15 protein-coding genes, 1 tRNA gene and 1 pseudogene are annotated in these 15,578 nt (G+C 38.3%); 11 read left to right on the forward strand and 6 right to left on the reverse strand.

Annotation, left to right across the window (positions count from 1 at the left end; all coding sequences use genetic code 11):
- Positions 1-777: pseudogene (locus H6G97_RS27390) on the forward strand (IS4 family transposase); the annotation flags it as partial.
- A 28-nt stretch (positions 778-805) separates the two neighbouring features.
- Here H6G97_RS27390 and H6G97_RS55495 read toward each other — a convergent pair.
- Together H6G97_RS55495 and H6G97_RS27395 are read right to left on the reverse strand one after the other, a co-directional pair.
- Entirely contained in the window at positions 806-976 is a 171-nt protein-coding gene (locus H6G97_RS55495; protein ID WP_338421856.1) for a GNAT family N-acetyltransferase, read from the reverse strand.
- Positions 977-1,173: 197 nt separating this feature from the next.
- Positions 1,174-1,959: a hypothetical protein gene (locus H6G97_RS27395; RefSeq protein ID WP_190943725.1), complete on the reverse strand. Its 786-nt coding sequence runs from the start codon at positions 1,957-1,959 to the stop codon at positions 1,174-1,176.
- 655 nt (positions 1,960-2,614) lie between these two features.
- Here H6G97_RS27395 and H6G97_RS27400 point away from each other — a divergent pair.
- From H6G97_RS27400 to H6G97_RS27410, 3 genes are all read left to right on the forward strand, one after another.
- Positions 2,615-3,121, forward strand: coding sequence for a hypothetical protein (locus tag H6G97_RS27400; RefSeq protein ID WP_190943726.1), 507 nt, complete (start codon positions 2,615-2,617; stop codon positions 3,119-3,121).
- 106 nt (positions 3,122-3,227) lie between these two features.
- Positions 3,228-4,064 carry a hypothetical protein gene (locus H6G97_RS27405; protein ID WP_190943727.1) on the forward strand — a complete coding sequence of 279 codons (837 nt, stop codon included), beginning with the start codon at positions 3,228-3,230 and terminating at the stop codon, positions 4,062-4,064.
- Positions 4,051-4,998, forward strand: coding sequence for a hypothetical protein (locus H6G97_RS27410; RefSeq protein ID WP_190943728.1), 948 nt, complete (start codon positions 4,051-4,053; stop codon positions 4,996-4,998). The genes H6G97_RS27405 and H6G97_RS27410 overlap by 14 nt, the downstream gene beginning before the upstream one ends.
- Before the next feature lie 93 nt (positions 4,999-5,091).
- On the opposite strand, the gene H6G97_RS27415 is transcribed toward H6G97_RS27410, so the two are convergent.
- On the reverse strand, positions 5,092-6,315 hold the full coding sequence (locus H6G97_RS27415) for an acetate kinase (protein ID WP_190943729.1): 1,224 nt from the start codon (positions 6,313-6,315) through the stop codon (positions 5,092-5,094).
- Between the two features lie 185 nt (positions 6,316-6,500).
- On the opposite strand from H6G97_RS27415, the gene H6G97_RS27420 reads away from it, so the two are divergent.
- From H6G97_RS27420 to egtC, 6 genes are all read left to right on the forward strand, one after another.
- Entirely contained in the window at positions 6,501-7,379 is an 879-nt protein-coding gene (locus H6G97_RS27420; RefSeq protein ID WP_190943730.1) for a M48 family metallopeptidase, read from the forward strand.
- A 312-nt stretch (positions 7,380-7,691) separates the two neighbouring features.
- The gene (locus H6G97_RS52955) at positions 7,692-7,883 is read left to right on the forward strand and encodes a hypothetical protein (RefSeq protein WP_242055284.1); all 192 of its coding nucleotides are present in this window, start codon (positions 7,692-7,694) and stop codon (positions 7,881-7,883) included.
- A 336-nt stretch (positions 7,884-8,219) separates the two neighbouring features.
- Positions 8,220-9,344, forward strand: a complete 1,125-nt coding sequence (locus H6G97_RS27430) for an alpha-hydroxy acid oxidase (RefSeq protein ID WP_190943731.1) — start codon at positions 8,220-8,222, stop codon at positions 9,342-9,344.
- A gap of 111 nt (positions 9,345-9,455) precedes the next feature.
- A tRNA-Leu gene (locus H6G97_RS27435) sits at positions 9,456-9,539 on the forward strand.
- A 33-nt stretch (positions 9,540-9,572) separates the two neighbouring features.
- Positions 9,573-9,833 carry a hypothetical protein gene (locus H6G97_RS27440; RefSeq protein ID WP_190943732.1) on the forward strand — a complete coding sequence of 87 codons (261 nt, stop codon included), beginning with the start codon at positions 9,573-9,575 and terminating at the stop codon, positions 9,831-9,833.
- A gap of 550 nt (positions 9,834-10,383) precedes the next feature.
- The gene (gene egtC, locus H6G97_RS27445; protein ID WP_190943733.1) at positions 10,384-11,172 is read left to right on the forward strand and encodes an ergothioneine biosynthesis protein EgtC; all 789 of its coding nucleotides are present in this window, start codon (positions 10,384-10,386) and stop codon (positions 11,170-11,172) included.
- Between the two features lie 291 nt (positions 11,173-11,463).
- Here the strand turns inward: egtC and ypfJ are convergent, their stop codons facing one another.
- The 3 genes from ypfJ to bchI form a co-directional block, all read right to left on the reverse strand.
- Positions 11,464-12,315, reverse strand: a complete 852-nt coding sequence (gene ypfJ / locus H6G97_RS27450; protein ID WP_190943734.1) for a KPN_02809 family neutral zinc metallopeptidase — start codon at positions 12,313-12,315, stop codon at positions 11,464-11,466.
- 357 nt (positions 12,316-12,672) lie between these two features.
- Entirely contained in the window at positions 12,673-12,969 is a 297-nt protein-coding gene (locus tag H6G97_RS27455; RefSeq protein WP_190943735.1) for a hypothetical protein, read from the reverse strand.
- Positions 12,970-13,132: 163 nt separating this feature from the next.
- A complete protein-coding gene (gene bchI, locus H6G97_RS27460) occupies positions 13,133-14,257 on the reverse strand; it encodes a magnesium chelatase ATPase subunit I (protein ID WP_190943736.1) in 1,125 nt (374 codons plus the stop codon).
- Between the two features lie 150 nt (positions 14,258-14,407).
- On the opposite strand from bchI, the gene H6G97_RS27465 reads away from it, so the two are divergent.
- Positions 14,408-15,424, forward strand: coding sequence for a DNA cytosine methyltransferase (locus tag H6G97_RS27465; RefSeq protein WP_190943737.1), 1,017 nt, complete (start codon positions 14,408-14,410; stop codon positions 15,422-15,424).
- Positions 15,425-15,578 lie beyond the last annotated feature (154 nt).

Here is a 15,578-nt window from a genome sequence, read left to right on the forward strand (position 1 = left end):
TTAGCAGGAAAGATTTGTACAGTTATTGATTTGGTTACTCGTTTACCGATAGAAGTTTGGTTTCACACCAATCCTGCCGCATCAGAGACTAATTTTGAAGCTCCTTTACTAAATTTACTGCCTACTAAAACTCTAATTTTACTTGATAGAGGTTTTTACCATTTCCAATTTTTGCAACAACTTATTAACCAAGAAGTTAATTTTATTACTCGCTTAAAAGCCAAAGCATCTATTAAATACTTAAAGATTTTTAGCTATGACCATTCGCTTAAAGACCGATTGATTCAACTTGGAACTGTTCGTCGTGGCGCACCAGTTTTAACTTTACGCCTAATTGAAATAAAGGTTGGTAAAACTAGTTATTCTTACATTACTTCTGTTCTCGACCCTGCAATATTACCTCCCTATGTCGTGGCAGATTTATATCGAAGAAGATGGAGAATTGAAGAAGCTTTTTACTCGGTTAAACGTTTATTGGGGCTGTCTTATTTGTGGACTGGCTCTATTAATGGTGTCAAGCTACAAGTCTGGGCAACTTGGTTATTTTATGCTGTTTTAGTTGATTTGGGGGACGCGGTTGCAGACGAATTATCTCTACCATTCGACCGCATTTCTCTTGAGATGATTTATCGAGGACTTTATCATTTTAGTGTTGCCTATGATAAAGGTAAAGCTGATGATCCGATTAAATACTTTGCCGCCCCAGAGAATCAAGATTTAGGTGTGGTTAAATATCTCCGAAAGCCACTCTCCAAGCTGGATTTATCTCCTTTTCCCGCACCCTCTTGACAAAAGTCCAATCATTCTAACCTCTCACGAATGGGTGTTTACAGTCATGATCTTTTGTATATTCAATTAGCCACTGAAATAGCTGTTGCCCATAGCTATGTGACCGATTAAACTCATCAACAACTAAATCATCAATGTATAAAAAATTTCCCAATGCTAAACAATTGTAAATGCGAATTCCAGCGATCGCTACAGCTTACTTTTCTACTTCCAAGAATGCAAGTTGATATCCTTCTTTCATTTGATATCGAACTTGTTCTACAAACTTAGCTTGCTCAAGGTGAGGGCGCAACTGGAAAATAACAGGAAAACACCCTAATATTTGAAACTCCGATTTTGCCAATTGTATTGACATTGGTGCTAATCTACCCAACCATACGTGATTTAATCTTTGGGGGGAAATATAATCTTATTGATACCTTCAGGAGTTGTAACTACTTTTCCTCCCAAAGCTTCGATTTCTTTAATTGCGCGTTTCTCAGTTCTTTCATCAACGTGATTATTTAAAACCATTGCCCAAGTGGAAATTTGAGCATATTTACTGTTAGGATTTCGGCTCAGGAATTCAGCAGTTTTTTGGGAAGTATTAGCTATAAGCTGACTCTCTTCATCTGAAAAATTACTAGCCCAGTTTGCCGCCGTTGCAAAAGACTGTTGGGCAGCTTTAGCGTTGCCTAAAAATAATAACTCATCAACTCCTTTATAACGCCAGATGTAATAAGACTTTTCGGGAACCGAGGGAGATAGCGATTTTAAGCCTTTCTCTGATAGTGCGATCGCACGTTCAGGCATAGCAGCATATAATGAAGTACTGATCGAAAGACTCCGATACGCTGCTAAAAATCGCGGGTCACGTTCTAGAATAACTTCAAAATATTCTGGGCTTAAACTGTAACCTGTTTTATCCCTAACTTCATCATCTCCAAAATATTGGAGAAAATTGAGATATACCAAATCTGCAATTAAATTATTATAACTAAAACTAGGTGTTTTTTTGAGAAAATTAAGACGGAGATTTTCAGTTTTTATTTCTTTCTCTAAAGTTTCTAAAGACGCAGATTGCTTGCGATTTATTAGTTTTTGCAATTGGGGGAATTGAATCAAGCCAACTCCTAAAATACACATACAAATTACAAAAGGTGTAGCAAAAGCTTGACGAGATAACAACATCTTTTCCTTGTCCTTATCATCATTGCCATATCATTGTATACATAGTGATATAAGAAAGTCATCTTGCACTTGCAAGTCTACGCTTTGCTATAGCGCTTCTCGGTTAAGTGCAATATATACCTAACCTCTAACCTTTTTCCTATAAGGGAAAAGAGAGTAAAATTCAAAGCCTCTCTTTTGAGGTAAGAGTGTATTGCATACAGACGAAAAGCGCTATAGAAAACAGATTGGCTAAAATAAATTGACTAATAATATAGTATAAAAATATACTAAATTATTGCTTGTATATTAAGATGTTCTTTAGATTAATTTAGGTACAGAGAGCAGCTAATTTATATCTATTCTTATAAAATGCCTAAAAGCTAATCAAATAATGATTTTCAGAATCGTACCACTTAGAACAACAGGGGAAACACCTACCGTATTAATGGACTTATCACAACGCAGTGACTTCAAAATTTAAAATCATATTATCCTTTCTATAAAATAAATTTGGCTAGATAAATTACAACTTTACTTTTCTTTAAAAAAAGCTTCTTAAATTATTAAGTTCTTTTGACTTTAGTTACTTTTATTGAGTAAAACCCTTAAAACTTTTGACATAATAGTAAAATTGTATTTGTTTTATATTTAAATCTGTAACCTCTAAAATGTCATGGTAAATAAAATCCTTAACGAAAATACGGCAAGTAACGGTCAAGCTCTTGAAAACGAAGAAAATAATAGTCAATTTAGCAAACCAAGTAGTGAATTTAAAAGAAAAGTTAAGAAGCTGAACACTAAGGGAGAAGGATTTAATATTGATGAAGTTATTGATGTTATTAAAACAGCAATAGTTGAAGTTGTTGAGTTAGAAATCACCACTTGGGTTCCAGACTCCTCTGCTCAGTTAGAACAACCACAAGAGCAACAAATTGCTCAAACAGGTAATCGAATGTACACCATAATCAATCTAATTGATGGTGATATAAATAATGAAGTGGGTAGTCAATTTGTTGGTAATGGCCCATATACAGAACTTCGGGAGTTTCATCTGAGTCAAATCAAAGAAAGCCGGGAGATTATGCAAAAAAACATAGAAAGTTTGCAGAAGTTATATGGATTTTTTATAGAAATTATGAAATTTCGTAAAACTTCACAACAATCGCTACCACGTCCATAATAGTTGATATTTATTAATTAATAGTCACCTTAAAATACCTACAGAATAGGAACTTATCCAAACCTGTAGGTTAATTTACTTTAGAGACATCAAGGAAATTATTACTATGTCTAACAAAATTCAAGAACAAGCCAAAGATTTGCTAGAAAAACTAGTCTCATCTGTAAATGTATTAGTCGATGATATTACAGCTTTAGAAGTAAATACGATGGTTGTAGAGCAAATTACTGGTGCAAAGTTTAATGCTTGGCAAGCGTATGAAGAGATTTATTCAATAAATGACAAAGACTACTTTGATGTCAAAAGAATTCCAAATCCAGACGATTTACCAGAACCAGAAAAAACTCAAGCTCAAGAGCTACGCGAACGCTATACAAGCCTATTTTCGCAACTTGAAAGAGAATATTTTTACATTCTCCTTGAACAAAGTAATGATAATGAGACAGACCCCAGGATAATACAATATCAAGAGCGTCTTAAATATCAGGTGGAACATAAAGCAAATATTGTTCCAACTGATGAGGAATACATAAAGTTAGCTCGACCAATATTACCTGCTCCAACTCCTGTTCCAGATCAAGAAGATAAAAATCAAAAAAGTTTGCGGCAAAGATGGAAAGAAATTGAAAAACTTTTAAAGAACGATAAATTTATTCGTAACTTGCGGAAAATATCTGAACTTAAAGCTGCACTTAATGGTGGTAATATTACTAGCGTAGATATTGATATTATTTATGCTCAAACTGTTATGCAGTTAGATGGAGATATTATTAGTCGTTACCATAATAAGCTATTTAAATTACCTGAAGGTGATAGGGATTTAATCCTAAAAATACATAATGAAGGGGTAGTTGCTGGAGAAAAACAGTGGCGTGGAACACTAGATTTTCTGATTGGTATTATACAAAGTATCGCAAAATTATCCCGAAATGAACGCTTATAAAACACATACAGATCATCAAGCTGATGTTCAACTCTCTTTCTTTCTGCAAATCTCTCAAGGCACTCCGATTGAACTTAAAATTAAGGTTGAACCAGCACAATATAGTTTTTGTTTAAATAAGGCAATTATAAAGCAAATTGAGCGAGCGCGAGAAATAGGCTGCTCTTTGTACATTCCGCCAAAACTACTGGCTTATCTTTGGTACTACAACTGCTTTAGCGATAATATTTACTTTAGTAATAATACTTTACAATCCAATAAATTAGCAATTTTTAAAAAAACATTTCAAATTTTTGATAATACTTTTGTAGTAACTTTTATTAAATTATTGTGGAGTAAATCATTAGAAAATAAACCAAATTTACAGTATGGACTCACATTTAATTCTTATTATCAAGACGAAACATCAGCTTTATATTTTTGGAAAGAAGAAGATATTGTCTTACAAAGCAATATCTTATTTTATGGTGACATAATTCATAAAATCAAAAGTGATTTTATCCAAACTCCTGAATGTTTAAATATTGTTTCTATACATTATTGGCTTGTTGAACAAATACTAAACAGTTTTCGGAGTAAATTAAATCTATTAGCTTGGGAGCTAGCTTCGCTGTTCCCTGCTGCTTTTTTAATTTCGAAATTACATTTAGCACTTTCATTATCAATACTTGCGGGTATAATAACATCTTTTGTATTTGCTACTATTCGCTATTGGCTTGTTAATCAACTTCCCAGATGGACATCTATCAGTTCTCAATATCGAAATTGGCTGGCATGGGGGCTAACTTGTGTTACTTCTAGTATTTTTCTTTTTAGTCTCAATGATTTATTAGTTTTACTGTTTTTCTCACTGCTGGGGCCGCTATTACAAAGAGTTTTTAGTTTTATAGTGGGACAAATTGGTAAAGGTTTTATGCGTTGGTTACTGGCTTGAAAATTGGCTATAGGGGATTGAATAGGGGTGTAGAAATGTCAAGTATAGTAACTGCATATTCAAAACAAGCTTACCCAGTTGAAATCAGACTTTCTAATTACGTTTCAACATCTGCCAACATTGCCCGGCGATCGCCCAATCTTCTTGAGTATGAATAACCAATACCCGCACTGCTGAATCGGGTGTAGCAATATCCTCATCTACCGGCTGCTGTTGATTTTTCTCAAGGTCAAGTTTCAGTCCGATAAATCCAAAGGCTTCACAAGCGGCTTGGCGAATTTCTGCGGAGTGTTCACCTACGCCAGCTGTGAATATCAAAGCATCTAATCCGTTCAAACTAGTAAGCATTGCACCGATACCAGAACGTAGGCGATGTACGTAGATATCCCACGCCAGTTGAGCGCGGGAATTGCTTGTCGTAGAGATCGCTTCTCTCACTTCACGCATATCGCTAGATACACCCGAAATTCCTTTTAACCCAGAATCTTTATTTAATATATGATCCAACCTTTCCACAGAGTAATTACAGTGTCGTAACAGGTAAATCAGAATTCCCGGATCAACTGAACCAGAACGACTACCCATCATTAATCCTTCTAGAGGCGTGAATCCCATTGTGGTATCAATACTGCGGCCGTTTTTAATCGCCGCTAAAGAGCAACCATTACCCAGATGGCAGACAATTAACCGCTCAGATGCAACATCTCGACCGAGAATTTGAACAGCACGCTGAGAACAGTATTGGTGACTGATACCATGAAACCCATAGCGGCGAATACCTTGCTCTACCCACTGATATGGGCCGGGATAGATCGCTGCTGCATCGGGTAAAGTACCATGAAATCCGGTATCAAAAGCTGCTACTTGTGTGACATCTCCTAAGATTTTTTCAATTGCTTCTATACCTTCCAAACCAACTGGATTATGTGCTGGAGCAAGGTTAGACAGACCTGCGATCGCCTTTTTGACATCCCCCGTAATTACCACACTATCTCGATAATCTTGTCCACCATGTACTATCCGATGCCCCACCACATCGATTTCTGACAACTGATCAATTACCTTAATAGCATCATGATTGAGTGTATTGAGCATATAGGTGAGGTGCGCCTGTGGGGAATCACCAGAGATTGATTTTTGCAGCGTTCCACCCGCAGCAGTTTTCACCTCAATTTCTGCCACACCCCGATCTTGAGTCCAGTTTATTTTCCCTTCCCAAAGTGGTTGGGGTGCTTGGGTGGGGAGAGCTTCATCTGAAATTTCATACAGACAACTCTTTTGGCTGCTCGATCCGGCATTCAACACCAATATTTTCATAGTGACAACATAAAAACATGACTTCCTTTGATCATGTCACTAAGTCTGAACTCATGTTTAGTTTTCTCAACAATGGATAAGGGTTTTCAGAATATGCCCCTACTGAAATCGTTATACTAACTGTGGGAGGCTGTTTATCTATCCAGCCAGATTCCATAGTTGTGTTTTTTATAGCTTGCTGCACTATGTCCTTCTTCAAAACCCCGCTAATTGGTTTAAAAGCTGACTCATTTCGTCATCCCTTAGACCTGGAAGCTACCAGAGCGCTCAAGCAGATACCAGGCATAGATATGTTGGTGCGAAATTGGCTTGGCCCAATGGCAGAGCAAGTTTTCTATGTGGAAAATATTGCCTCCAGTGTTCTGGTGGGTGAAAAGCAACTGCCCGATTTATACAAATTGTTGTTAGATGCCTGTAAAATCCTGGATATAGATCCTCCCCAGCTATACGTCCGGCAACATCCGGCTCCCAACGCCTATACTTTTGCTGTGCGCGGTAAGCAGCCCTTTGTTGTGCTACACACTTCCCTGATTGATATGCTGACACCAGAGGAAATACAGGCAGTAATCGCCCACGAGTTGGGACATCTCAAGTGTGACCATAGTGTTTACTTGACTCCTGTAAATTTACTCATATTAGCTGCGGCGATTGTGCCTAATGTTGGAACCTTCGTTGCCCAAGCGATACAGGCACAACTTTTAGAATGGGTACGCTGTGCTGAGTTTACCTGTGATCGCGCCGCATTACTAGCAACCCAAGACCCCAAAGTTGTCATGTCCGTGTTGATGAAGTTGGCGGGTGGTTCTCCTACCTTAGCGCCACAACTGAATCTCGATGCCTTTGTTGCCCAAGCCCGTGCTTACGATGATATTAGCAAGACAGAATTGGGCGAAATGGTTAAAGCCGCCCGCACAGCCCAATTGACCCATCCAGTACCAGTGTTACGGGCGCGAGAAATTGACCGCTGGGCAAGCAGCACAGAATATCAAACTCTGTTGCAAAGTCACGGACTGAAGTCTACTAATAATGAAGTTGCACCTAAAGGTGGGTGGCGCAATTGGTAGAGCTACTATTCACAACCGCTTTTATATTTTGTGGAGCGGAAAGTGAGATACTTTCCATGCACTAAACATCTTCAGAAATTAAATATGTGTTATCGAGAATCCTTGTAGAGACGTAGCAGTGCTACGTCTCTACATTCTTTTTCAGCAGAGGGCAAATACAGAATATTAGTAAAGCTTTATAGCGGTTCTCGTTTACGTAAGGTACACCCGTAAGGGCACAGCAGTGCCGTGCCCTTACCCTCGCAATATAATCTTGTACCGCATCTGAATGGGAACCGCTATAGCAGCAGTTTTATACATTAATTAATGTAATTGAATTTAAAGACTATCTTAGAATTCAATCAAAATATAGACGAGGAGGATAGAGATTTAATTATGCGCTTATCACCTATTTATGAGCAAAAATTAGCAGAATCTAAACAAGAAGGAATTCAGGAAGGGATTCAAGCAGAGCGTCGTGATGTTATAGAAAAAATCTATTGCAAGTTCGCTTTGGTTCTTTAAATGCACAACTAATAGTAATTATTGAACCTTTATTAAGATTATCTCCAGAAGAATTTACTCCTTTATTACTGCAACTATCTAGGGAAGAATTATTAAATAGGTTCCTCTAGAAGAACTCAATCGAAGATACTGGGTTCTTCACCTTGACTAATAAGTCGATGACTACTTAAGCTTGTTCAAACGCCCCATTGGTTAACTCACAGGCACTACCATGACAGTTTTAAGCAGAAGGGCTTAATTAAATCAAAGCTCGTAGTAAGCGGCTCTAGCCATTTAAAATCTTATGGAGAGTGATAAATTGCTCACTGCGAATAAAAGTTCTACTTACATTTAATTATGTCTACCTACTTATCCGATGACGATCGCTTTCAACCCATCAACCTTTTTGAGTACGAAAAGCTAGCAAAAGAGTATCTGTCTCAAACGACACTTGATTACTATAGCAGTGGCGCTTGGGACGAAATCACATTGCGAGATAATCGTGCTGCCTTTGAGCGAGTCAAGCTGCGACCTCGGATATTAGTCGATGTGAGCGATCGCAATCTAACCACCTCCATTTTAGGGCAACCCCTGCAACTACCTTTGTTAATCGCGCCGATGGCTTTTCAATGTCTAGCTCATCCAGACGGAGAAGTTGCCACGGCTCTAGCTGCCGCATCAGCTGGCGTGGGCATGGTGTTAAGTACAATGGCAACAAAGAGCATTGAAGAAGTGGCGACTGGATGTAATCAGTTTCCAGATTCTCTGCGATGGTTCCAGCTTTACATCCATAAAGACCGAGGATTAACTCGTGCTTTGGTAGAAAAAGCCTATAAATCAGGCTACAAAGCACTTTGTCTAACTGTAGATGCACCCGTTCTTGGACAGCGGGAGAGAGATAGACGTAATGAGTTTGCCTTACCCCAAGACTTACATCTGGCTAATCTTGCCACCATCTCAGGGCTAGATATTTCCCATGAAAAAGGCGAATCTGGATTATTTACCTATTTTGCCCAACAGCTAAACCCAGCAGTCACTTGGCACGATTTGGAATGGTTGCAGTCTTTATCTCCATTACCTTTAGTTATCAAAGGAGTTTTACGGGGAGATGATGCTGTGCGGGCTGTAGAATATGGAGCCAAAGCAATCGTTGTTTCCAATCATGGAGGCAGACAACTTGATGGTGCGATCGCTTCTTTAGATGCCCTAGCTGAAATAGTAGCAGCAGTGGATGGTAAAGTAGAAGTGCTATTGGATGGAGGCATTCGTAGGGGCACAGACATTCTCAAAGCCCTAGCATTAGGAGCAAAAGCAGTACTCATCGGACGACCTATTTTGTGGGGATTAGCGGTAGGAGGACAAATCGGCGTATCTCGTGTCATCTCACTCCTCGAAGATGAGTTAAGTGTCGGAATGGCACTTAGCGGCTGTACCAAACTACAAGATATCGACCCTAGTTTATTGACCCTGCCACGCTTTTAAGCTAGAAAATTCTTAGAACTATATATTCATTCCAGCAAAATTTTGAGAATTAATTTTCAAACTCGTTACAAAATCAATAAATTAGAGTATACTAGTTAAGGTTAGATATATGGGCGGGTGGCGGAATTGGTAGACGCACCACACTCAAAATGTGGCGGCCTTACGGTCATAGGAGTTCGATTCTCCTCCTGCCCACTACCAAACAATAAATAAAGAGGTAAAAAACTTATGCGCCTCAAAAGATGGGAATCTCCCCTTAAAGAAGGCAGAAATGATAAAGGTAGAGGCGGTTCTGCTAGACAGCGCCAACTGAAAAAACAAAGGCAAATGTTACGGCAAAGACTCAAGGAAGCTAACAAGCTAGACAAAAACAAAAACGACAGAGCAGGGGGAGATAAATTTATCTTCCCCTTATTTTTTTGGGCTTTTATTTCAGAAGAAAATAAAATTTCGGGATTTTTCAATCCAGAGGCTAAATTATATCTGTAATAAATTTGGGAGTTAATAACAAAAACTTATTTTCTAGTCTTTAAGATATACTAAATTTTAATTTAAACTTATTAAGTCATACTTAGGGTATTAAAATCGGCAGACTGAGTAACTGGCATTTTACCTGAACGCTCAATTATTTTAAGTATCAAAAGATTCATACATTAGACATTTCCAGAGCTTGTGAAGTGAGAAAGGGTTTTGAATCAGGAGTTTACTGGAATGTTGTTGTTTAAACCAATCCAATTGAGTGATTGTGGTAGTTTATGAAACGCCAGTTAAAAATGGGAAAATTCTCTAATTAGTTGCATAAAATAGCAATATTCTTTAGTTTATCTATATCTAAATTTCGGAAATCTATTTTTTTATCAAAAATTCTTCTAAAAGTTATACACAAAACCATGACTAAAGTCACAGTTAAAGCATACACAAGATAAAAAATAGTTGTTAAGTTAGTAATGGTTTGCAATAATTGCCCAGTTAAAAAATTCGATTTCTATCGAGGCTTGCGACTGAATTTCCTTAATCTTTCAGCAACGTCATTTTTATTATGTGTAGATTAATTGGCTACCTTGGTAACGCTATCCAATTAGATGAGTTGCTGTATAAACAGGAGCATTCGCTGTACAAACAAAGTTACAGTTCTTTGGAATTAAAATCAGGAGTAGTTTGTGCAGACGGAGTGGGTGTAGGCTGGTACGACGAAGCGGGTAAACCCTTCATTTACCGAAATACGATCCCACTGTGGAATGATCCGAATTTGGAGGAATTGAGCAACTATGTACAATCTACTTGTACTGTAGGCTATGTTCGATTAGCTGGGATAGGTGAATCGCTCGATATTAGCAACTGTCAACCATTTCGTAGTGGAAAATTATTGTTTGTACATAATGGCGAAATATCAAACTTTCAAGAAACTCTCTATAGACCAATACGTGAGAGTCTCTCTGATTCCACATACCGCCTGATTAAAGGCATGACTGACTCGGAACACATCTTCGCCTTACTAGTGGAAATTTGGCAGTCGTCTCCAAACAGCACTCTATTCTCAGCATTAAGTGCTACAGTTCAAAAATTGACTGAGTTGGCATCAAAACACAACACCAGCTTTAGTGCCAATTTAATTGTCAGTGATGGTGAAGGAATTGCAGCAATTCGCTGTGCTTATCGCACACAAGCGCCTACTCTTTATTGGTCTTATGATGCGTTCAATGAACTAAACCAAGTTATTGTCGCCTCTGAACCTTTATCCAACAGCCAAGATTGGACTGCTTTTAGTGAGCAAAGTATGCTATTTGTTGAATCTCAGTCATTTAAGCCAACAATTAGCCTGTTGTAAAAATTTCCTACCCTTGGACTATAGACTTTAAATACCTCGTGATTTTTCTCATGAGGAATATGAAATCTATACTAGGGATGAAGAAGATTCAGCTAATTTTTTCAATTTTAAAATACGCCTCTTCTGGTGTCAGAGGGGGTTAAATTTTTTGATCAGGGATATAAAATACCTAACGAAGCTGCTGCGTTTTTAATTTGCAATAACACCATTTCTCTTATTTTTTATCTATCTTTCCCACTTAATAATAAATATACTTTTTTCTTTTTTATATTTTCCTCACTTGAGAGCAGCTTAATTTTTGGCAAAAGTATTACATTGCTGAGGATCGCCCGTTTGGATACCTTGTTTAAACCAGCGAACCCTTTGCGCTGAACTACCATGTGTAAAAGATTCTGGCACAACATAGCCTCTAGCTTGTTTTTGCAAGCGGTCGTCTCCAATACTGCTAGCTGCGTTCAATGCTTCTTCAATATCACCTGTTTCCAGAATTTGCCGTGAGCGTTGAGCATGATTTGCCCAAACGCCTGCAAAACAGTCTGCTTGTAATTCTAATCGCACAGAAAGCTGATTTGCTTGCGTCTGATTTACTTGATTTTGCAAGGTTCTAACTTGCTGCGAAATCCCAAGTAAATTTTGAACATGATGCCCAATTTCATGAGCAATTACGTATGCTTGAGCAAAATCTCCAGGTGCTTGATATCGAGTCTTCAAATCGCGGTAAAAACTCAAGTCAATATACACTTTTTGATCGCGCGGACAATAAAACGGCCCAACTGCTGAACGTGCAAATCCACAAGCAGACTCCACAGCACCAGAGTAAAGAACTAACTTTGGTTCTACATAAGTTTCTCCGTCTTGCCGAAACAACTCACTCCATGTATCTTCTGTATCAGCCAGTACGACAGATACAAAATCTGCCATTTTATCTTGAGCTTGAGATCCCGTTGTTTGAGGTGACTCAGCTATAGGGCTATCACTTGGTAGAGAATATTGTTGCCAAATGGCACTGGGATCACCACCCAATAGTAAAACCAGTAGCGATATCAGCGCTGCTCCAACACCTCCACCCACGACAGGAGCGGAAATATTCGTCCCACGCCGATCTTCAACATTTGTACTCCGACGACCTATTTGCCAACGCATAATTACTGCTTACCAAACTCATAAAAAAATACGGCTTGAACAAAGTAGGATGAAATCCACACAAGCCTTTTAGCTATGCCAATATTACTGATTTTCTGTAGCGATCTCGTCTGCCTACGGGCAAAGCAAAAATAAAGGAAAGTCAATCTTTAGGAAGGTTATTAACGGTTCGCGGAAGTTCCCTTTGCACCTAAAATGCACTCATAAGGTGGGGATTGTGAGCGGGTGATGACGATTGCACCGACTATTGATTTTTTGCACGTTACCCACTAACGGCTGAATACTGAGGATTTCGCGTTTGCTTTAAGGACTTGCAAAAATCAAATGCTGAGTTAATTGCCTATTCCCCATTTCCTATTAAAGAGCGTACATTAAGTCAGCAAAACCGTAGAGGCTGATGATGAGTAATAAAGATGCTGTTAGTTGGGTAATTCGCGTCTGGGGTGAGGGGGCGATCGCTTCCCTTACTAAGATGGAAATAGATGCTCCAACTACTAAGCTCAAGCCTAAGATTAAATAGGGTCTTTCGGGTAAAATACTAGCTATTGCCAGCATTGCGATCGCTAATAAGAGCATCAATAATTCTACAAACCTGGGCGGGTTATATTGGCTGGATAGAATAAAGCTGTTGTACCAAAAAGACCAAAATCTCATAGTCTGTGTTGAGTTAAAAGTTATGAGTTATATAGTCAGTGCTGAATGGTGAGTTAAAAGTTAGTAGTTATTGAGTTATATACTCAGTGCTGAGTGAGGAATTAAAGTTGTGAATTATGAAGTAGCTTTTCATTCAAAACTTCTAACTCCTCACTGTTAACTTTTAACCCCTAGCCCCTAATTTTTGACCTGTGCCATTTTTTTGTGCAGTATCACCTTCTGGTAATTCAACGCCAAAGATGCGGCTAAAAACTTTGGCGACTTTGTAACCAGAATCAATCGATTCTAAGGGGTCTTTCCGCAGTCTGTGACGCAAGCATAGTGTGATGACGCGATGGATGTCATCAACTGTAACTTCAGTGCGTCCTTCATAAGCTGTTAAGGCTTTGGCGGCGCGGTTACTAACAATGTCACCCCGTAAACCATCTACATCCAGTTCTGAGCAGACTTCAGAAATTTTTACCCGCAGATCATAATCAATTTTTACTTCTGGTAAAAGCTGTTGAGCATTGACAATTTGCTGTTGCAATGCTTCTTGTTGGGGTTTGTAATTTTCGAGAAATACTGGCGGATTTTGGTCAAAATCTGCCCTTTGTTCCACGATTTGCACCCGCAACGCTGGTTCTTTTACTGTATGAATTTCTGCGTGCATCCCAAAGCGGTCAAGCAGTTGGGGGCGTAGTTCGCCTTCTTCTGGGTTTCCAGAACCTACAAGAACGAAACGCGCTGGGTGACGAATAGAAATGCCTTCTCGTTCTACAGTGTTCCATCCACTGGCGGCGGAGTCGAGTAACACGTCTACAAGGTGGTCATCTAGTAAGTTGACTTCATCCACATAGAGAATGCCTCGGTTAGCCTTTGCCAGCAGTCCCGGTTCAAAGGCTTTGACACCTTCAGATAAAGCTTTCTCGATGTCGATTGTGCCACAAACTCGGTCTTCTGTAGCTCCTAGCGGTAGGTCTACCATTTGGACTTTTTTGTGAGCTACGGGAATTTCTGCCCCTTGTTCTAACAGTTGGCGGACTTCATCGCTCATCAAGTCGGGGTCGCTAGGATCACTACTGAAAGGGTCATTAGCAACCACAGAAATTTCTGGCAGCAGATCCGCCAGCGCCCGGATAGTTGTGGATTTTCCGGTGCCGCGATCGCCCATAATCATTACACCCCCAATTTTGGGGTCAATCACGTTCAATAGCAGCGCCAGTTTCATTTCTTCCTGGCCGACAATTGCCGTAAAAGGAAATACTACGCGACGCGCATTTGTCGTGGATTGAGCAGTTGGACTCACTAAATTACCTTAACAATATTTTTCTTATTACAGTTATTTATTGTGACACAGGTAGGGCATGGAATAGTTTCGTAAATTCAAAAGTTTTATTAAACACATTGTTTTACGTGTACATACTAGAATATTAATCATTAAAAGATATATAAAGAGATGAAAGAAAAATATAAAGATTATAAAAAAAGCTCTTTAATTAGAGTATTAGACCTTTTTGCTGGTTGTGGAGGCTTATCTTTAGGCTTCCAAAATGCTGGTTTTAATATTGTAGCAGCATTTGATAATTGGAAACCAGCTATAGATGTTTATCAAAAAAACTTTAACCATCAAATTTTTGATTACGACCTTAGCAATTTGAGCACAAACTATCAAATTTTTAAAGAAATGCGCCCTGAAATTATTATTGGTGGCCCTCCATGCCAAGACTTTTCTAGCGCTGGCAAACGTGATGAGAATTTAGGAAGAGGGGATTTAAGTATTGTATTCTCTGAGATAGTTACAAGTGTTCTTCCTCAGTGGTTTTTGATAGAAAACGTAGACCTATTTCGTAAAAGCAATAAATATAAAGAAGTTAGACAAATATTAAAAAGTGCTGGATATGGTTTAAGTGAAATAATTTTGGATGCTAATCTGTGCGGTGTACCTCAAAAGCGAAAAAGATTTTTTTGCTTTGGAGAGTTACAAGGAACAGACGAAAGTCTAGAACCTTACCTCAAAAAAAGGTTAGCATATAAACCAATGACCATTAGAGATTATCTGGGAAAAAAATTAGAAATTCAATATTACTATAGACATCCAAGAAGTTATCAAAGAAGAGGAATTTTCAGTATTGATGAACCCAGCCCAACAGTAAGAGGAGTTAATCGTCCTATTCCTAAAACCTATAAGAAACACCCTAAAGATCCTGTCCCCGTTACAGAAGAATTGCGCCCATTGACTACAATAGAAAGAAGCTATTTGCAGACTTTCCCGGAAACATTTATTTTTGAAGGCACAAAAACAGACCTGGAACAAATGATCGGAAATGCTGTCCCAGTAAAGCTCGCAGAGTATGTGGCTCAAAGTATCCTTGAATATATTAAGGATAATTTAAATAAATCTATAATAACCACAGAAAAAACTTATGTTTCAGAACTATGTTTAAATAAACAAATTGAACAATTATATATATAATTAATTAGTTGATTAAAAAAAAATAGAACTCAGTTATTCAAATAAAATGGGAGATTCTATTTAATAGTTTAAATCTCCCAAAGTGTTTTTACTTTGCTCATTAGTTTAACTCATGTTATCAAAGTGTGCATCAAGGTATTAGCAAGACTATATG

The sequence above is a fragment of the Nostoc flagelliforme FACHB-838 genome, from assembly GCF_014698065.1.
GTDB lineage: Bacteria > Cyanobacteriota > Cyanobacteriia > Cyanobacteriales > Nostocaceae > Nostoc > Nostoc flagelliforme_B.

Coding starts and splice junctions, on each gene's coding strand:
- H6G97_RS27395 (WP_190943725.1), bottom strand. CDS start 1,959: ATGTTGTTATCTCGTCAAGCTTTTGCTACACCTTTTGTAATTTGTATG.
- H6G97_RS27400 (WP_190943726.1), top strand. CDS start 2,615: ATGGTAAATAAAATCCTTAACGAAAATACGGCAAGTAACGGTCAAGCT.
- H6G97_RS27405 (WP_190943727.1), top strand. CDS start 3,228: ATGTCTAACAAAATTCAAGAACAAGCCAAAGATTTGCTAGAAAAACTA.
- H6G97_RS27410 (WP_190943728.1), top strand. CDS start 4,051: ATGAACGCTTATAAAACACATACAGATCATCAAGCTGATGTTCAACTC.
- H6G97_RS27415 (WP_190943729.1), bottom strand. CDS start 6,315: ATGAAAATATTGGTGTTGAATGCCGGATCGAGCAGCCAAAAGAGTTGT.
- H6G97_RS27420 (WP_190943730.1), top strand. CDS start 6,501: ATGTCCTTCTTCAAAACCCCGCTAATTGGTTTAAAAGCTGACTCATTT.
- H6G97_RS27430 (WP_190943731.1), top strand. CDS start 8,220: ATGTCTACCTACTTATCCGATGACGATCGCTTTCAACCCATCAACCTT.
- H6G97_RS27440 (WP_190943732.1), top strand. CDS start 9,573: ATGCGCCTCAAAAGATGGGAATCTCCCCTTAAAGAAGGCAGAAATGAT.
- egtC (WP_190943733.1), top strand. CDS start 10,384: ATGTGTAGATTAATTGGCTACCTTGGTAACGCTATCCAATTAGATGAG.
- ypfJ (WP_190943734.1), bottom strand. CDS start 12,315: ATGCGTTGGCAAATAGGTCGTCGGAGTACAAATGTTGAAGATCGGCGT.
- H6G97_RS27455 (WP_190943735.1), bottom strand. CDS start 12,969: ATGAGATTTTGGTCTTTTTGGTACAACAGCTTTATTCTATCCAGCCAA.
- H6G97_RS27465 (WP_190943737.1), top strand. CDS start 14,408: ATGAAAGAAAAATATAAAGATTATAAAAAAAGCTCTTTAATTAGAGTA.